This window comes from Pseudomonas sp. GW531-T4 (assembly GCF_017349615.1).
GTDB classification, from domain to species: domain Bacteria; phylum Pseudomonadota; class Gammaproteobacteria; order Pseudomonadales; family Pseudomonadaceae; genus Aquipseudomonas; species Aquipseudomonas chlororaphis_I.
Genome location: NZ_JACMZT010000029.1, coordinates 1 through 15,781, shown reverse-complemented (window position 1 = coordinate 15,781; position 15,781 = coordinate 1). Strand labels below are relative to the sequence as shown.

The 15,781-nt window shown below is 63.9% G+C and carries 14 protein-coding genes and 1 riboswitch; of the genes, 4 read left to right on the top strand and 10 right to left on the bottom strand.

Going from position 1 to position 15,781, the window contains the following annotated elements:
* Nucleotides 1–142 precede the first annotated feature (142 nt).
* The 5 genes from J4D28_RS21160 to ahcY form a co-directional block, all read right to left on the bottom strand.
* Nucleotides 143–2,005 (bottom strand): DEAD/DEAH box helicase, encoded by a 1,863-nt coding sequence (locus J4D28_RS21160; RefSeq protein WP_016704246.1) that lies wholly within the window; start codon nt 2,003–2,005, stop codon nt 143–145.
* A 225-nt stretch (nt 2,006–2,230) separates the two neighbouring features.
* Nucleotides 2,231–3,046 carry an ABC transporter substrate-binding protein gene (locus J4D28_RS21155; RefSeq protein WP_038636132.1) on the bottom strand — a complete coding sequence of 272 codons (816 nt, stop codon included), beginning with the start codon at nt 3,044–3,046 and terminating at the stop codon, nt 2,231–2,233.
* Between the two features lie 55 nt (nt 3,047–3,101).
* The gene (locus J4D28_RS21150; protein ID WP_016704244.1) at nt 3,102–4,184 is read right to left on the bottom strand and encodes a hypothetical protein; all 1,083 of its coding nucleotides are present in this window, start codon (nt 4,182–4,184) and stop codon (nt 3,102–3,104) included.
* Between the two features lie 82 nt (nt 4,185–4,266).
* Nucleotides 4,267–5,112 (bottom strand): methylenetetrahydrofolate reductase [NAD(P)H], encoded by an 846-nt coding sequence (gene metF / locus J4D28_RS21145; RefSeq protein WP_009051282.1) that lies wholly within the window; start codon nt 5,110–5,112, stop codon nt 4,267–4,269.
* Between the two features lie 189 nt (nt 5,113–5,301).
* Complete coding sequence (gene ahcY / locus J4D28_RS21140; RefSeq protein ID WP_009045993.1) at nt 5,302–6,711, bottom strand: adenosylhomocysteinase; 1,410 nt, start codon at nt 6,709–6,711, stop codon at nt 5,302–5,304.
* Between the two features lie 22 nt (nt 6,712–6,733).
* Nucleotides 6,734–6,840: riboswitch (S-adenosyl-L-homocysteine riboswitch) on the bottom strand.
* Between the two features lie 197 nt (nt 6,841–7,037).
* Here ahcY and J4D28_RS21135 point away from each other — a divergent pair.
* Nucleotides 7,038–7,442, top strand: a complete 405-nt coding sequence (locus J4D28_RS21135; protein ID WP_007932525.1) for an acyl-CoA thioesterase — start codon at nt 7,038–7,040, stop codon at nt 7,440–7,442.
* A gap of 138 nt (nt 7,443–7,580) precedes the next feature.
* On the opposite strand, the gene J4D28_RS21130 is transcribed toward J4D28_RS21135, so the two are convergent.
* Nucleotides 7,581–8,840 carry a sodium:proton antiporter gene (locus J4D28_RS21130; protein WP_009051281.1) on the bottom strand — a complete coding sequence of 420 codons (1,260 nt, stop codon included), beginning with the start codon at nt 8,838–8,840 and terminating at the stop codon, nt 7,581–7,583.
* A gap of 176 nt (nt 8,841–9,016) precedes the next feature.
* Nucleotides 9,017–10,186, bottom strand: coding sequence for an MFS transporter (locus tag J4D28_RS21125; protein ID WP_009051280.1), 1,170 nt, complete (start codon nt 10,184–10,186; stop codon nt 9,017–9,019).
* A 209-nt stretch (nt 10,187–10,395) separates the two neighbouring features.
* Between J4D28_RS21125 and J4D28_RS21120 the strand changes: the two genes are divergently transcribed.
* Together J4D28_RS21120 and J4D28_RS21115 are read left to right on the top strand one after the other, a co-directional pair.
* The gene (locus tag J4D28_RS21120; RefSeq protein ID WP_028684178.1) at nt 10,396–11,229 is read left to right on the top strand and encodes an EamA family transporter; all 834 of its coding nucleotides are present in this window, start codon (nt 10,396–10,398) and stop codon (nt 11,227–11,229) included.
* 36 nt (nt 11,230–11,265) lie between these two features.
* The gene (locus J4D28_RS21115; RefSeq protein ID WP_103331457.1) at nt 11,266–11,652 is read left to right on the top strand and encodes an MAPEG family protein; all 387 of its coding nucleotides are present in this window, start codon (nt 11,266–11,268) and stop codon (nt 11,650–11,652) included.
* A 159-nt stretch (nt 11,653–11,811) separates the two neighbouring features.
* Here the strand turns inward: J4D28_RS21115 and J4D28_RS21110 are convergent, their stop codons facing one another.
* Nucleotides 11,812–12,987, bottom strand: a complete 1,176-nt coding sequence (locus J4D28_RS21110) for a murein transglycosylase A (RefSeq protein WP_016704239.1) — start codon at nt 12,985–12,987, stop codon at nt 11,812–11,814.
* 128 nt (nt 12,988–13,115) lie between these two features.
* Between J4D28_RS21110 and J4D28_RS21105 the strand changes: the two genes are divergently transcribed.
* Nucleotides 13,116–13,565 carry a cytochrome c gene (locus J4D28_RS21105; RefSeq protein ID WP_016704238.1) on the top strand — a complete coding sequence of 150 codons (450 nt, stop codon included), beginning with the start codon at nt 13,116–13,118 and terminating at the stop codon, nt 13,563–13,565.
* A 52-nt stretch (nt 13,566–13,617) separates the two neighbouring features.
* Here the strand turns inward: J4D28_RS21105 and J4D28_RS21100 are convergent, their stop codons facing one another.
* Nucleotides 13,618–14,013 (bottom strand): DUF1090 domain-containing protein, encoded by a 396-nt coding sequence (locus J4D28_RS21100; protein WP_009051275.1) that lies wholly within the window; start codon nt 14,011–14,013, stop codon nt 13,618–13,620.
* Between the two features lie 97 nt (nt 14,014–14,110).
* Nucleotides 14,111–15,775, bottom strand: coding sequence for an NAD-dependent DNA ligase LigB (gene ligB / locus J4D28_RS21095; RefSeq protein ID WP_207246445.1), 1,665 nt, complete (start codon nt 15,773–15,775; stop codon nt 14,111–14,113).
* Between the last annotated feature and the right edge of the window lie 6 nt (nt 15,776–15,781).

The window sequence follows — 15,781 nt, the reverse complement described above, 5'->3', positions numbered from 1 at the left end:
CGACAAGGTCCGCAGGACCTTCATGGCCCTTGAGGCCGGCGACCGGTTCCCGGTCGATCGCAGCCTCGGCAGCGGCTACAGAGGCCATAAAAAAACGCCCCTGATCGCAAGATCAGGGGCGTTTTTTATTGCCGCGGGTAACTCAGCGATTGCGGGTCAGCAAGGCTGGTTTCTCGCCACGTGGACGGCTTGGCAGTTGATCGAGCTGCTCGGGTGTCGGGAAGCGGTCGGCTTTCGATTCCTTGTGCATGATCTTCGGCTGGTTGCCACGCGGGTTCTGTACCGCCGGTTCCTGACGCGCCTGGTCGTCACGGGCCGGACGACGATTGCGCGACTCTTCGCGACGGGCCTGGCCGTCACGTGGAGCACCGCTGCGTGGGCCGTTGCGCTTGGCAGGTGGAGTGCCGGTGCTGGCGCCGTTGCTGTTGCGCGGACCGCCGGAGCGACCCTGGCCGCCACTGCGCGGCGCATTGCTGTTGGCTGCTGCGCCCTGGCCTGGCGCGCCTGGACGGCGGCCGCGGCTCTGGTTGTTCTTGTTCTGGTACGGGCTGACGTAGTCGGCGCGGTTGCCGAAGTTGTCCACGTCGTCGTCCAGGAACTCATCCGGGGCGCGGTCGGCGCGTGGCGTCGGCTGGCGCTGTTCGCGGGCCGGGGTGCCTTCGCGAGGCTTCTGCTCACGGGCTGGACGGTCGCCGCGAGCGGCCGGTTTTTCCTTGCCCTTGTCCTTGCCTTTGTCTTTGCGGCCGCCGCCACCACCACCGCCGCCGTTCGGACCGTCGCCACGCGGGCCACGGGAATTGCGCGGGTTACGCACGTCCGGACGCTCGCGCACTTCCGGTTTCTCGGCTTCCACGGCGCTGGCATCGAAGCCCATCAGATCGCCGTCGGGGATCTTCTGCTTGGTCATGCGCTCGATGCTCTTGAGCAGCTTCTCTTCGTCCGGCGCGACCAGCGAGATCGCTTCGCCCGAACGACCGGCACGACCGGTACGGCCAATGCGGTGCACGTAGTCTTCGTCGACGTTCGGCAGTTCGAAGTTGACCACGTGTGGCAGTTGGTCGATGTCCAGGCCGCGGGCGGCGATGTCGGTGGCGACCAGGATCCGCACTTCACCGGCCTTGAAGTCGGCCAGGGCCTTGGTGCGGGCGTTCTGGCTCTTGTTGCCGTGGATGGCGACGGCGGTCAGGCCGTGCTTGTCCAGGTACTCGGCCAGGCGGTTGGCGCCGTGCTTGGTACGGGTGAAGACCAGTACCTGTTCCCAGGCGCCAGCGGTGATCAGGTGGGCCAGCAAGGCACGCTTGTGGCTGGCGGCCAGGCGGAACACCCGTTGCTCGATACGCTCGACCGTGGTGTTCGGCGGCGTGACTTCGATGCGCTCGGGGTTGTGCAGCAGCTTGCCGGCCAGGTCCGTGATGTCCTTGGAGAAGGTCGCGGAGAACAGCAGGTTCTGGCGCTTGGCGGGCAGGCGTGCGAGGACTTTCTTCACGTCATGGACGAAGCCCATGTCGAGCATGCGGTCGGCTTCGTCGAGCACGAGGATTTCCACGTGGGACAGGTCGACGCTGCCCTGGCCGGCCAGGTCGAGCAGGCGGCCGGGGCAGGCCACCAGCACGTCGACGCCGCGGGCCATGGCCTGAACCTGTGGGTTCATGCCGACGCCGCCGAAGATGCAGGCACTGACGAACTTCAGGTCGCGGGCATAGACCTTGAAGCTCTCGTGCACTTGCGCGGCCAGTTCGCGGGTTGGGGTCAGGACCAGGACGCGCGGTTGGCGCGGGCCGTGACGCTGGGATTTGTCCGGGTGACCGTTGGGAAACAACCGTTCCAGGATCGGAAGGGCGAAACCGCCGGTTTTACCAGTACCTGTCTGTGCCGCGACCATCAGGTCGCGACCTTGCAACACGGCGGGAATGGCCCGCTGTTGCACCGGAGTAGGCTGGGTGTAGCCGGCGGCTTCGATGGCGCCGACTAAAGCCTCGGAGAGACCGAGGGAAGCAAAGGACATGAGTAATCCTGTTTTAGTGAGGGCTTGGCCCAGAGGGATAGTCTTGCCTGGCGCGAATGGCGTTTAAGAGGACGCAATCCCGTCCGGTCCTGCTGGCTCCTGAAGGCTCATCGGCGAGGGCTCGCGCGGGCCTTGTGGCTGCGCTGTAGCGGTATCGAGAGGCCTTGAACAGGGTCGAGCGTCCGGGCGTGAGCCTGGCGGGAAGGCCGGAGTATAACAGAGCAATCAGCGTGCGCTGCGTTCCTGCTGCTCAACGGTTTTCAGCGGGGCGCCGGGCGGCATTGCGCTTGAGTCGGCCATGGCCGGCGCCGTGCCATAGCGTGCGCTCAGTTCGGCGTAGGCCGGCTCGCGTTTGAAGCGCTTGAGTTCGGCGCCGAAACGCTGCACCAGCAAGTCCATGCCGGCATTGCGTCGTACCGCCAGAAACTGGCTCTGGCGGCTGATGACCACCGGGTTCTCGGTGATCTGCTGGCGAATATCCAGTTGGTCGAGCAGATGCTGGCCGACCCGCCGATCGGTGATCAGCAGGTCGATGCGGCCGCGCAGCAGCTTGCCGAAGTTGGCTTCGTGGGTCGGCGCCGGCTCGTGCTTGAACAGCGTGGATTCCCTGAAGTCCTGGCTGTACAGGTAGCCGGGGGAAGTGCCCACGGTCAGGCCGCGCAAGTCTTCCAGGGTGCGGAACGGAAAGGGCCGGGCATTGGCATAGAACATCACGAACTCGACGTCCGACAGCGGCTCGCTGGGGTAGAGCAGGCTGCTTTCGCGTTCGTTGCTGTGAAAGATGTCCAGGGCACCGTCGGCCTGTCCCTGTTCGAGCATGGCCAGGCAACGTTTCCAGGGCAGGAACTGCCATTCGACTTCGATCCCCAGGCGCTGGAAGACGATGGCCGTGGTTTCGTAATCCAGCCCCTGGGCCTTGCCCTGTTCCTCATAGACATAAGGGGCCCAGGGCTCGGTGACAATGCGCAGCTTCTCGCCATGGGCGGTGAGGCTCAGGCAAGCACAGATAAAGGCTGTCAGCAGCTGGGCGATGAGGGGCATCGCTGGAGATTACGACGAGAGGTCGCCCAATACCAGAGGCTGTCTAGCTCAAGCCTCAGTCAGCCTTTGTCTCGATCAGATGCAGGTAGATGGCCTTGCGTCGCTGGCCCAGTACCAGGCGAATCACCGGGTGGTTGAACCAGCGCTCGAGTTGATGGCTGTTGAGCGGCTTTTTCAGGCGGCCTTCGGCGTTTTCCCGGGCTTTCTCCCACCAGACCGGGGCGCAGGCCTGGTCGAATTCGTTGGTGTGGCGGTAGCAGCCGTAGAGGATTTCGCGCATGAACTGCCGCTGGTGCCCGGGCAGGGCCAGGGTCACGATCTTGTAGGCCAGGCGTTGCAACGCCGGTGGGCGTGGCAGGGTCGCGGTGACCAGGCGGGTTTCGTCCAGGGCGACGCTGCTGGTGGGTGCTGCGCCGTGCTTGTCCAGCCAGGCCTTGATCTTGGCGCGAAACAGCTGCTTGCGGCTCCAGTAGTGGTGGATCAGGTCGGGGCATTCGCGAACCTGCTTGGTGCGATAGGCCGCCACCGACAGGCAGAACTCTTCGAGGGTGTAGGCGCCGTTGGCCAGCGGGTACAGCTCGTCCATCAGGGCGATGGAGCGCTCCAGCACATCGGCGTCGGCGCGGTGCAGGCCGATCACGCCGGAGTTCAGCAGCGGCATCTGGTCGTCGGCGAGTTTGCGTTCCTGCAGCAAGCCGGCCAGGGACTGGTAGAGGCCGGACTCCTTGTTGGCGCCGTAGCACATGCCGAAGGCGTTACACAGCAGGGTGCCGGGCTGGATGCGGCGAAACAGCTCCAGCGGCGAGCAGTGGAAAAAGGTATCGGTGTCGATCAGCAGCGCCAGTTCGGACTCTTGCAGCACCTGCTGCATCACCACGTGCTTGGCGCGAAAGTGGTAGCCGTGTGGGGCGATCCAGGCCTGGCGGGTGTTTTCGTCCAAGGGGCGCACGCGCACAGGCAGGTCGCGGTAAGGCGCGGCATTGTCGGTGAAGACCTGGATGTCGAGGGCTTCGCCCGGCGTTTCGCGCAGCCCGGCAAGGGCGCTGGCAATGCTGAACGCGGCTTCCTGGTGATAGGTCGCGGCGCCGTAAACCAGATAGATCAATTGTGGGCGTGCTGCGGTGCTGCCTGTGGACATCTACGGCGATCCTTCGGATGTATTGGGGGTTAAAAAAAAGGCCCTGGATTTCGCCAAGGCCTTTTCTGATGTTGCCGGGCGGTTAACGCGGCAGCTTCAGGTTGTTCCAGACGGCCAGGCTTGGCTCGGCTTGGTTCAGGGTATAGAAATGCAGCCCTGGCGCCCCGCCTTGCAACAAACGTTCACACATTTCGGTGATGACCTGTTCGCCGAACGTCTGAATGCTTTGGCTGTCGTCGCCGTAGGCTTCCAGTTGCTTGCGGATCCAGCGCGGGATTTCCGCGCCGCAGGCGTCGGAGAAACGCGCCAGCTTGCTGTAGTTGGTGATCGGCATGATGCCGGGCACGATCGGGATGTTCACACCCATTTGTTGCACGCGTTCGACGAAGTAGAAATAACTGTCGGCGTTGAAGAAATACTGGGTGATCGCACTGTTGGCGCCGGCGTTGGCCTTGCGCACGAAGTTGTTGAGGTCGTCTTCGAAATTGCGCGCCTGCGGGTGCATTTCCGGATACGCCGCCACTTCGATGTGGAAGTGATCGCCGGTCTCTTCACGAATGAAACTCACCAGGTCGTTGGCGTGACGCAGCTCGCCGCTGGCCATGCCCATGCCCGAAGGCAGGTCGCCGCGCAGGGCGACGATACGGTTGATGCCGGCAGCCTTGTACTGGGTCAGCAGGCCACGCAGGTCGGCCTTGCTGTCACCCACGCAGGACAGGTGCGGTGCGGCCGGGATCTTCACTTCGCTTTCGAGCTGCAGCACGGTGTTCATCGTGCGGTCGCGGGTCGAGCCACCGGCACCGTAGGTGCAGGAGAAGAAGTCGGGGTTGTAGCTGGCCAGCTGGCGGGCAGTGGCGAGCAGTTTTTCATGCCCAGCATCGGTCTTGGTCGGGAAGAACTCGAAGCTGTAGCGACGGTCTTGGGACATGGAGGAAACCTCCAGCTACAAGCTGCAAGCCACAAACTGCAAGAGTAGCGGAGGTGCGCTCGACTCTTGGGCCTGGAACGGGCTGCTTGAAACTGTTTAAGCAAATAGGGACGAAGCCGAAAGCTTCGAGCGGCAAGCAGGGCTTGTGGCCCTCGCTTGCCGCTTGAAGCTCAAGGCTTGCAACTGCTCTTAGTACCGGTAAGCGTGCGGCTTGAACGGGCCTTCGACGGTCACGCCGATGTAGTCAGCCTGTTGCTTGGTCAGTTGGGTGACCACGCCACCGAAGCCGCGAACCATTTCCAGGGCCACTTCTTCGTCGAGTTTCTTCGGCAGTACTTCAACGGTCAGGCGCTCGGCTTTCTGGGCTGGCGACAGGTCGGCATACTTCTGGCCGAACAGGAAGATCTGCGCCAGAACCTGGTTGGCGAACGAACCGTCCATGATGCGGCTTGGGTGACCGGTGGCGTTGCCCAGGTTCACCAGGCGGCCTTCGGCCAGCAGGATCAGGTAGTCGTCGTTCTGGGCGTCGAAAGCGCCTGGGCCGGTACGGTGAACCTTGTGCACCTGTGGCTTCACTTCTTCCCATGCCCAGTTCTTGCGCATGAAAGCGGTGTCGATTTCGTTGTCGAAGTGACCGATGTTGCAGACCACGGCACGCTTCTTCAGGGCCTTGAGCATGTTTGCGTCGCAAACATTGACGTTACCGGTGGTGGTCACGATCAGGTCGATCTTGCCCAGCAGGGCCTTGTCGATGCTCGCTTCGGTGCCGGTGTTGATCCCGTCGATGAACGGCGAAACCAGTTCGAAACCGTCCATGCAGGCCTGCATGGCGCAGATCGGGTCAACTTCGGAAACCTTGACGATCATGCCTTCCTGACGCAGGGACTGGGCCGAACCCTTGCCCACGTCACCGTAGCCGATGACCAGCGCTTGCTTGCCGGACAGCAGGTGGTCGGTACCGCGCTTGATCGCATCGTTCAGGCTGTGACGGCAGCCGTACTTGTTGTCGTTCTTGCTCTTGGTCACCGAGTCGTTGACGTTGATGGCCGGGATCTTCAGCTCGCCCTTGGCCAGCATGTCCAGCAGGCGGTGCACGCCGGTGGTGGTTTCTTCGGTCACGCCGTGGACGCGATCCAGCACCTGCGGGTACTTCTTGTGCAGCAGCTCGGTCAGGTCGCCGCCGTCGTCGAGGATCATGTTGGCATCCCATGGCTTGCCATCCTTGAGGATGGTCTGCTCCAGGCACCACTCGTACTCTTGCTCGGTCTCGCCTTTCCAGGCGAATACCGGGATGCCGGCGGCGGCGATGGAGGCAGCGGCCTGGTCCTGGGTCGAGAAGATGTTGCAGGACGACCAGCGTACTTCGGCACCCAGGGCAACCAGGGTTTCGATCAGCACGGCAGTCTGGATGGTCATGTGGATGCAGCCGAGAATCTTCGCGCCCTTGAGCGGTTGTTCAGCGGCGTACTTGCGGCGCAGGCCCATCAGGGCCGGCATTTCCGATTCGGCGATGATGGTTTCACGACGGCCCCAGGCGGCCAGGGACATGTCGGCGACTTTGTAGTCGGTAAAATCTGCAGGCGTGATGACAGCGCTCATGAAGAGCCTCCATTCGTAAGTATGCGAATGGGCGCCGTTGTGCGTTTAGTGACTGACCGAACCATCACGGCCAGACAACGCCCCATCCGAGCCTGACAGGTCTAGCCTGCTGCAGCGCCCCTCGGACAGGTGGCGGGAAAACGGTATCAGGTGATCGTTACCGTTTTGAAACGGAGGCGATTATAGCCGTCTGCCTGCGACTTCCCAAGGATTTCTGTCGGACGATGATCGAACGGTAATCGCGACCATAGTAGAAGCTCAATAGAGCTCTGCGCCGGGGTCTGCCATGATGCCGGCATCAATCGGCAAGACGGTCAGGAGTGAGCATGAATTTCCACACCCGCAAATGGGTAAAACCCGAAGACCTCAACCCCAACGGCACGCTGTTCGGCGGCAGCCTGTTGCGCTGGATCGACGAAGAAGCGGCGATCTACGCCATCGTCCAGCTGGGCAACCAGCGCGTGGTCACCAAGTACATTTCCGAAATCAACTTTGTCAGCGCCTCGCGCCAGGGCGACATCATCGAGCTGGGCATCACCGCCACCGAATTCGGCCGCACCTCGATCACCCTGACCTGTGAAGTGCGCAACAAGATCACCCGCAAAAGCATCCTCACCGTCGAGAAGATGGTCTTCGTCAACCTGGGCGAGGACGGCCTGCCGGCCCCTCACGGTCGTACCGAGATCAGGTACGTGAAGGACCAGTTCAAGGATGACGAGCCGATCGCCTGAGCCGTCTTCTTGTAGGAGCAGCCGGTCGACGCTTGATTGCTCGCGATCAGGGCTGCCAGGCGACGCGATCTGCTTGAAGCAGTGCGGTGTCTGGACGGGCCGATCGCGAGCAAGCTCGCTCCTACAGGGGGCAGGTTGTCAGTGAGCGTCCTGGGCGGCGGCCGGAGCATCCTTGGTGACATGACGCACCAGTTTGCCGATGGTCAGGCCCTGCAGGAGGATCGACGACAGCACCACGATGTAGGTGATGCTCAGTACCAGGTCGCGCTCCGGGCCCAATGGCAGGGCCAGGGCCAGCGCCACCGAAACCCCGCCGCGCAGGCCGCCCCAGGTCAGTACCCGGATGGTGCCGCGCGGCACGCTGCGCCAGCGGCGTAGCAGGACGATGGCCGGGGCCACGGTGAGCAGGCGCGACAGTACGATCGCCACCGCCAGCAGGCTCGCGGCCAGCAAGTGCAGCCAGTTGAACGGCAGCAGCAACAGCTCCATGCCGATCAGGGCGAACAGCAGGGCGTTGAGCATGTCGTCGAGCAGCTCCCAGAAACCGTCCAGGTAGCGCCGGGTCATGTCGTTCATCGCCAGGTTACGCCCCAGGTTGCCGATGATCAGGCCTGCCACCACCATCGCGATCGGCGCCGAGACGTGCAGTTCGCTGGCCATCGCCGAGCCGCCGATCACCAGGGCCAGGGTCAGCATCACCTCGATCTGGTGCTGCTCGATGCTCTTGATCATCAGGTACACCAGGTAGCCGATCAGCCCGCCGAATACCACGCCGCCGATGGCCTCATGGGCAAACAGCAGGGCGGTAGCGCCGATGGTCGGGGTTTCGCCGAGCTGGGCGATACCCAGCAACACGGTGAACACCACCACCGCGGTGCCGTCGTTGAACAGCGACTCGCCGACGATGGTGGTTTTCAGTGGCTTGGACGCGTTGGCGGTACGCAGCACGCCGAGCACCGCGATCGGGTCGGTCGGCGAGATCAGGGCGCCGAACAGCAGGCAATAGAGGAAGCTCACGTGCCAGCCGAACAGGCCGAAGATCCAGTAGGCCAGGCTGCCGATGACGAACGTGGCGATCAGCACGCCGACCGTGGCCAACAGGCCGATGGGCCAGCGGTAGCTGCGCAGGTCGTTGAGGTTGACGTGCAAGGCGCCGGCGAACAGCAGGAACGACAGCATCCAGTTCATCAGCAGGTCGCCGAAGTCGATCTGGCCGATCAGCTGTTGTACATGCTCTTCCAGGCCGGGATAGCCGAGGAAGCTCAAGCCTTGCAGCAGCAGGGAAAACAGCAGTGCGGTGACCATCACCCCGATGGTCGGCGGCAGGCCGATGAAGCGGAAGTTGACGTAGGTGAGCAGGGTGGTCAGGCAGATGAAGGCGGCAACGAGTTCAAGCATCCGGAGTCCCTTGGATAGAAAGGTGAAAAGAAAGCCCGAAAACCATCGGGCAAGGGTTGGATGGGCCGCTGGCGGCCCGGGGCACACCGACAAGGAAAGTTCAGATTCTTCTGGCGGTGAGCCGGTCGGTGTGTGGTTCTAGAGGCGATTGTCGGTCAGTCGCGCGCTCGGCGGCCTCAGCCGGATACATTGACCGCGGTCGCCTGGCGACGTTGCAGGTGAATGAACAGCAGCGCGGTCAGCACCGTCAGCCCGCCGACCAGCGCGCCGGTCCACGGCAGGTCGGCCAGGTCGGCGCCGCTGGCGACCACCAGGCCGCCGATCCAGGCGCCGGCGGCGTTACCCAGGTTGAAGGCGCTCTGGTTCAGGGTCGAGCCCAGGTTGGGGGCCTCATGGGCCTGGTCGATGATCAGCAGTTGCAGGATCGGGCACAGGGCGAAGGCGAAAATCCCCCACAGCAGCAAAGTGATCGCCGCCGGGATCAGCAGATGGCTGGTCTGGCTGAACGCGGCCAGTACCAGCACCACGGCCAGCGCCATGGCCACCAGCGACGGCAACAGGCGGCTGTCGGCCAGGCGTCCGCCGAGCATGCTGCCGGCCGTCAGGCCGACACCGAACAGCAGCAACATGATGGTCACGCCATGGGGGCTGACGCCGGTGACGTCCTGCAGGATCGGCGCGATATAGGTGAAGACGCTGAACAGGCTGGTGGACGCCAGCACGCTCATGCCCAGGGCCAGCAGCACGTTGGTCTTGCCCAGGACCTTGAATTCGCTGGCCAGGTTGGCCTTGTCCATGGCGATGTGCCGGGGCAGCCAGAGCCACTGGGCAATGGCGGCGATCACCCCGATCACCGACACCGCCCAGAAGGTCGAGCGCCAGCCGGCGTACTGCCCCAACGCCGTACCCAGCGGCACGCCAAGCACATTGGCCAGGGTCAGGCCGGTGAACATCATGGCGATCGCCTGGGCGCGTTTGTTCGGCGCCACCAGGCTGGCGGCGACCACCGAGCCGATGCCGAAAAACGCGCCGTGGCACAGCGCGGTGATCACCCGTGCGGCCATCAGCGTGGCGTAGTTCGGCGCCAGCGCGCAGAGCACGTTGCCGAGGATGAACATCAGGGTCATGCCCAGCAACGTAGCCTTGCGCGGCATGTTGGCGGTGCCGACGGCGAGGATCGGCGCGCCGAACACCACGCCCAGGGCGTAGCCGGTAATCAGCAGGCCCGCATGGGGAATGCTGACGGACAGGTCGCGGGCGACATCGGGCAGCAGGCCCATGATGACGAATTCAGTGGTGCCGATGCCGAAGGCGGCAACAGCCAGTGCGAGCAAGGCGAGTGGCATGCGAGGATTCTCTGTCTGTAGTCTTGACGCCCTGATCAGGCATACGCATGCCGGCTTTGCTCCTCCATCGGAGCGGGTCCGGCGGATCGGGCAGCAGCAGGAATTATTGGAATAGATATGCGCAACTGAGTGCGGCGTGGTCGGCGTCAGTATAGACAGCCGTAGCGCCTAGGTGAATCGATTCTCTTATCGCAAACAGGGAGTGTGAGGTGTTGGCGACAACTCTGGTTCTGGTGGCGGCGCTGCTGCATGCGGCATGGAATACCCTGATCAAGTTCAGCGGCGAGCGCTTGTTGGTGGTGGCCTGCATGGACAGTGTCGCCTTGCTGTTCGTGGCGTTGATGCTGGGATTCGTCGCATGGCCGCCGCTGGAGATCTGGCCATGGATCCTGGCCTCGGCGGTTTTCGAATTGCTCTACCGCTACCTGCTGATCCAGGCCTATCGGGTCGGCGACCTGGGCCTGGTCTATCCGCTGATGCGCGGCCTTTCGCCCCTGGTGGTGCTGGCCCTGACCCTGGTCTTCGCCGGCGAGGTGCTCAGCCCCCAGCAGATCCTCGGCATCCTGTTGATCCCTTTCGGCATGCTGTGCCTGCTGTGGCAGGGCGGTGGCGGCGACCGCCTGCCGTGGTCGATGTTGCCGGTGGTGGCGCTGATCGGCCTGTGCATCGGCTGCTACACCTTTATCGACGGCCAGGCATTGCGTCGCTGGTCCCATCCGCTGGATTACCTGGTGTGGGTGACGCTGCTCAGCGCCTGGCCCTTTCCGTTGCTGGCGCTGCTGCGCAAGCGTGCGGCTTTCGCTCTGTTCTGGCGCGAGCAATGGCAACTGGGGTTGAGCGTCGGGTTCTGCGTATTGTTCAGCTACGCTCTGGTGCTGTGGGCCATGCAGCTGGGATCGATCGCCGAGGCGGCGGCGCTGCGGGAAGTCAGCGTGATCCTGGTGGTGTTGTTCGGCATGCGTTACCTGAAAGAACCTTTCGGCCGACCTCGGCTCTTAGCTTGTGGGCTGGTGCTGATCGGCATGCTGGTGATGAAGTTCTGACCCCGCTCCCCTCATGACTTTAAAAAGGACTCTGCCATGACCGTCGCTTTCTGGTGTGTATTGATCGCCATCTTCCTGCCTTACCTGTGCAACAGCATCGCCAAGTTCAGCGGGGGCAACTTTGGCCTGCGGCAGAACCATGACCCACGGGCCTATCTCGAGACCCTCGAGGGGTTCGCCCGGCGGGCGCACGCGGCGCAGCTCAACAGTTTTGAAGTGACCCCGGCCTTCGCGGCGGGGGTGATCATTGCCCACATCGCCAACGTCGCCGAACTGGTGACCATCGATGTGCTTGCGGTGCTGTTCATCACCAGCCGCCTGCTGTACATCATCTGCTACCTGGCGGACTGGGCGGCCCTGCGGTCGCTGGTGTGGCTCGTCGGTATCGCGCTGATTGCCAGCTTCTTTTTCGTCTCCATTTGACCTGTAGCCGCTGCCGAGCTTGCGAGGCTGCGACCGGGCGCGCAGCGGCCGCAATGGGGGCGTCGCGGTTATCCTGGCCCAACGCACTCTCAGGTTTTGCGCCTGCTACGCAGTCGATCGCAGCCTCGCAAGCTCGGCAGCGGCTACGGGGCTACAGGATTATTTGCTGTCGGTGACTTGAGGCACTTTCGGCAGCGTGGCGCCCTTGGGCCAGAGCATCCAGATCTGGCCCTGCTGTTTCATGTCCCCCGCCAGTTGCCCGGCCGCGTCGCCGGTGCCCCAGAACAGGTCGGCGCGAACCTCGCCGGCGATCGCGCCGCCGGTGTCCTGCGCCGCCACCGGGCGGATCAGGCTGCTGCCATCGGGCCGGGTGGTGGAAAGCCACAGCAGGCTGCCCAGCGGTATCACCTTGCGATCCACCGCCACGCTGTAGCCGGACGTCAGCGGTACGTTCAGCGAGCCGCGCGGGCCTTCGTTGCTGTCCGGGTTGCGGTTGAAGAACACGTAGCTGGGGTTGCTGCCCAGCAGTTCCGGGATGCGATTGGGGTTGGCCTTGGCCCAGGCTGCGATGGTGCCCATGGTCACGTCCTCTTTCTTCAGCTCGCCCTGATCCACCAGCCAGCGGCCGATGGGGCGGTAGGGGTGGCCGTTCTGGTCGGCATAACCAATGCGCAACTGGCGCCCGTCTTCCAGCTGGATGCGGCCCGAGCCCTGGATCTGCAGGAATTGCAGGTTCATCGGGTCGGTCAGCCAGGCGATCACCGGCGCCTTGACCCCCTTGGTCTCGATGGTCGCGGCATCGTCGTAGGGTTTCAGCACCCGGCCTTCGAGGCGGCCACGCAGGCGCTTGCCCTTGAGTTCGGGATAAATGCTGTCGAGGGCGACGATGATCATGTCTTCCGGCACGCCGTAGACCGGCACTGACGCGGCCTGGGTCTGGGTCAGGCTGCCCGGGTAGACCGGCTCGTAGTAGCCGGTGATCAGGCCATTGCTGCTGCCGCTGGCTGAGCGCAGGCCGTAGACGTCCAGGTGTTCCTTGAGGAAGCTGCGGACATCGAGGGCGGTGAGCGGCACGTTGGCCGCGGTCGCGCAGGTCGGGCCCCACACCGGGTCGGCTTTCAGCCGGGTGCAGGCGCTGCGCCAGGAACCGAAGCCGGCCAGCAGGTCGTCGTCGGACACAGTGGGCAAGGCTTCCCAGCTGGCGCTGGTATAGGTGGCGATAGCGTGGGGCTGGGGTGGCTTGCCGACTTCGCCGCCATTGCATCCGGCCAGCAGGATCGCGGTCGGCAAGGCCCAGGCCAGGTGTCGACGCCACAGTTTGAAACGGGTGTTCATTGGGTAATTCCTTTGTGGCTTGCCTGGGCGCATGGCAACTTCAGGCAATCCATATTGTTAATAGGGCTATTGGTCTTTGCCGGACAGGCGAGGATACTGGCGGCCGTTTCCCGTGACCCGAAGCCACCATGACGCTTAAAAGACTCTCTGTTGTATTGCTGGCCTGCCTGACGTTGTCCGCCTGCGGCGGTGTCGATCCGAACTCCCCGCTGGGTCAGCGCAAGGCGATCTTCAAACAGATGCTCAAGACCGGTGAGGACCTGGGCGGCATGCTCCGTGGGCGTATCCCGTTCGACGGCCCGCGTTTTACCGAAGGCGCGATCAAGCTGGACAACCTGTCTCACGAACCCTGGAAGCACTTCCCGCAGGTCAAGGAGCAGGAGCACACCAGCGCGACTGACGATGTCTGGCAGAAGCAGGCACGTTTCCAGGAACTGGCCCGTGCCCTCGAGGCGGCCACCGGTGAATTGGTGATCGCCAGCAAGGTCCAGCCGTACAAGGCCAGCAATTTGGGGCCGGCGGTGCAGAAAGTCGAAGATGCCTGCAGTGCCTGCCACAAAGAGTTTCGCGATCACTGATCCCGTCGCCTGAGGTGGCTGCGGCAGGCACATCTGCCGCAGCGGCTCGACCTTACTTGTCCAGTTCGTCGAGGGCTTCCTGCAATTCCTTGCGGGATTCGGCCAGCTTGTCCTTGCGCTTGTTGATCTTCTCGGCGTCGCCTTTTTTCATGGCCTTGTCCAGGTCGGTCTGGCGCCGGCTCACCTCGTGCTTGGCTTCCAGCACCTTGTTTTCGCGTTCCTTTTTCAGCGAGGCGTCGGTGCAGTTGGCGGTGGCTTCGCTCAGGGCTTTTTCCAGGCCGGCCTGTTGCTCGCTGTTGCCATGGGCCTTGGCCTGTTCGATCTGGGTGCTGATGGCCTGGCGCTTGGCGGCGCAGCCGGTGAGTTCCGGGGCCTGCTCGGCGGCCATCAGGGCTGGGGTTGTCAGGCTGAACGCGGCGAAGAGGGTGAGCGGTGCAAGGAATTTCATAAAGGCTCCATGTGAAAAGATGAATAGCAGGAGTGGGGCGATGGGCTGTTTGAGCCATCTGCGTCCCCGGGGTTCAACGCCGCCGGTTATAAAGGCTTCAGAAGCCTTCGATTCCGGCGGCACGTAATTCTTCAATCAAGGCCAGGACCTGCGGATCGCGGAAAAAGGCGCTCAACTGAGCGGCGCGTCCCGGGCCGATAGCGCTTTGGGCCTGCCATTGTTCGGTGGTTCTGGCCGCCAACACCGCCCAGCCATCCTCGAGCCCGGCGTTGCCGGTCGGTGGCAGTCCAAGGGCTTTGAGCCAGCGCTGAAACGGCTGCTGGCGGGCGCTGTGCAGGCTGCCCAGCAAACGCGCGATGCTGCGTTCGCCAAAGCCGGTAATGTTAGCAAGCTCTGCAGGATCGAGGGTCAACCAATCGACCAGCCCGTTGATCAGCCCTGCGTCCAGCAGCTTCTCCCAGGTGCCGGCGCCCACATGGGGCAGGTCCAGCCCGGATTTGCTGCTCAGCCAGGTCAGGCGCGCGAGGAACTGGCTCCTGCAGCCGGGCAGGGGCTGCAAGCAGCTGAGCGCATGGAAGGCCGAGGCGTCCGGGACTTGCAGCGGAACACGCTGGGGCGCGCGCAGCACCACGCTGTCCAGGCGCGGGATGGTCAGGCCGGCGAGGCTGATCGATACCTGATCGCCAGGGCGGATATCCAGTTCTTGCCAGCGCGGTAGCGAGCCGACGCTGACCCGCCTGATCTGCCGGTCGTCGAGCTGGACCGGCTCCAGTTCGAGCATCGGGGTGATCCGGCCGGTGCGACCGATCTTGAAGTCGACCTTGTGCACCCTGGCCAGGGCCTGGGCGAACGGGTACTTCCACGCGGCGATCCAGTAGGGCGCCTTGGCCTGCCAGCGTTGCGCTTCCGGGCGCCGGCTCTGGCGCAGGACGATGCCATCGCTGGCGAAGGGCAGGGTCGAGCGATACCAGTGCGCTCGCCAGTGCTGGACCTCGGCGAACGTACTGACGCGCTGGCTGTATTCGCTGCTGTGGGGAAACCCCAGGGCCTTGAGACCGTCCAGGCGCTGCGCCAGGGTGCTCGGGCCTTGGGGCCAGTCCCAGACGAACAGGCCGATCTGGCTGGCTTGCTGGGGATCCAGCTGGTTGCGCGCCAATAGGCCGGCGACCTGGCCGCGGGCATTCAGGCTGCCGGCCTTGGCCTGTATGTGATCGTGCTGGCGCCAATAGAGCTCGCCCTGTAGCAGCAGGTCCCGAGGCTCGGGCAGGTGTTTGGGGATGGCGCTTATCAGTTGCGCGGGCCTGGTCCAGTCCTGGCCCTGAAGGCCATCCCCACGGCTGATGGCTTGCTGGAAGCGTCCCTGGCGATAGATCAGGGTCACGGCCACGCCGTCGATCTTGGGCTGTACCCAGACCTCCTCGCGCCCGGCGAACCACCGGCGTACGGCGCTTTCATCGGCCAGTTTCTCCACGCCGGTATGGGGAATGGGGTGCGGGACAGTGCCGCGTGCGGTGCGCAACGGGTTGGCGAGCTCCGCGCTGACGGAGGGAAAACAGCTTTGCCAATGTTCGAGCCGGGCGCGGGACTGGTCGTAGAGTTCGTCAGTCACCGGCGACAGGCCTTCGCGGTGGTAGCTGTCGTCCCAACGGTTGATGTGCTGTTGCAGGGTGGCCGTTTCGGCTTGCGCCTGGGCGGGTGTCCAGTCGGGGCACGGGCTGGCGACGCTCGGCAGGGCGATGGCGCTCAGAAGGAGGCCGGCCATGGGCAG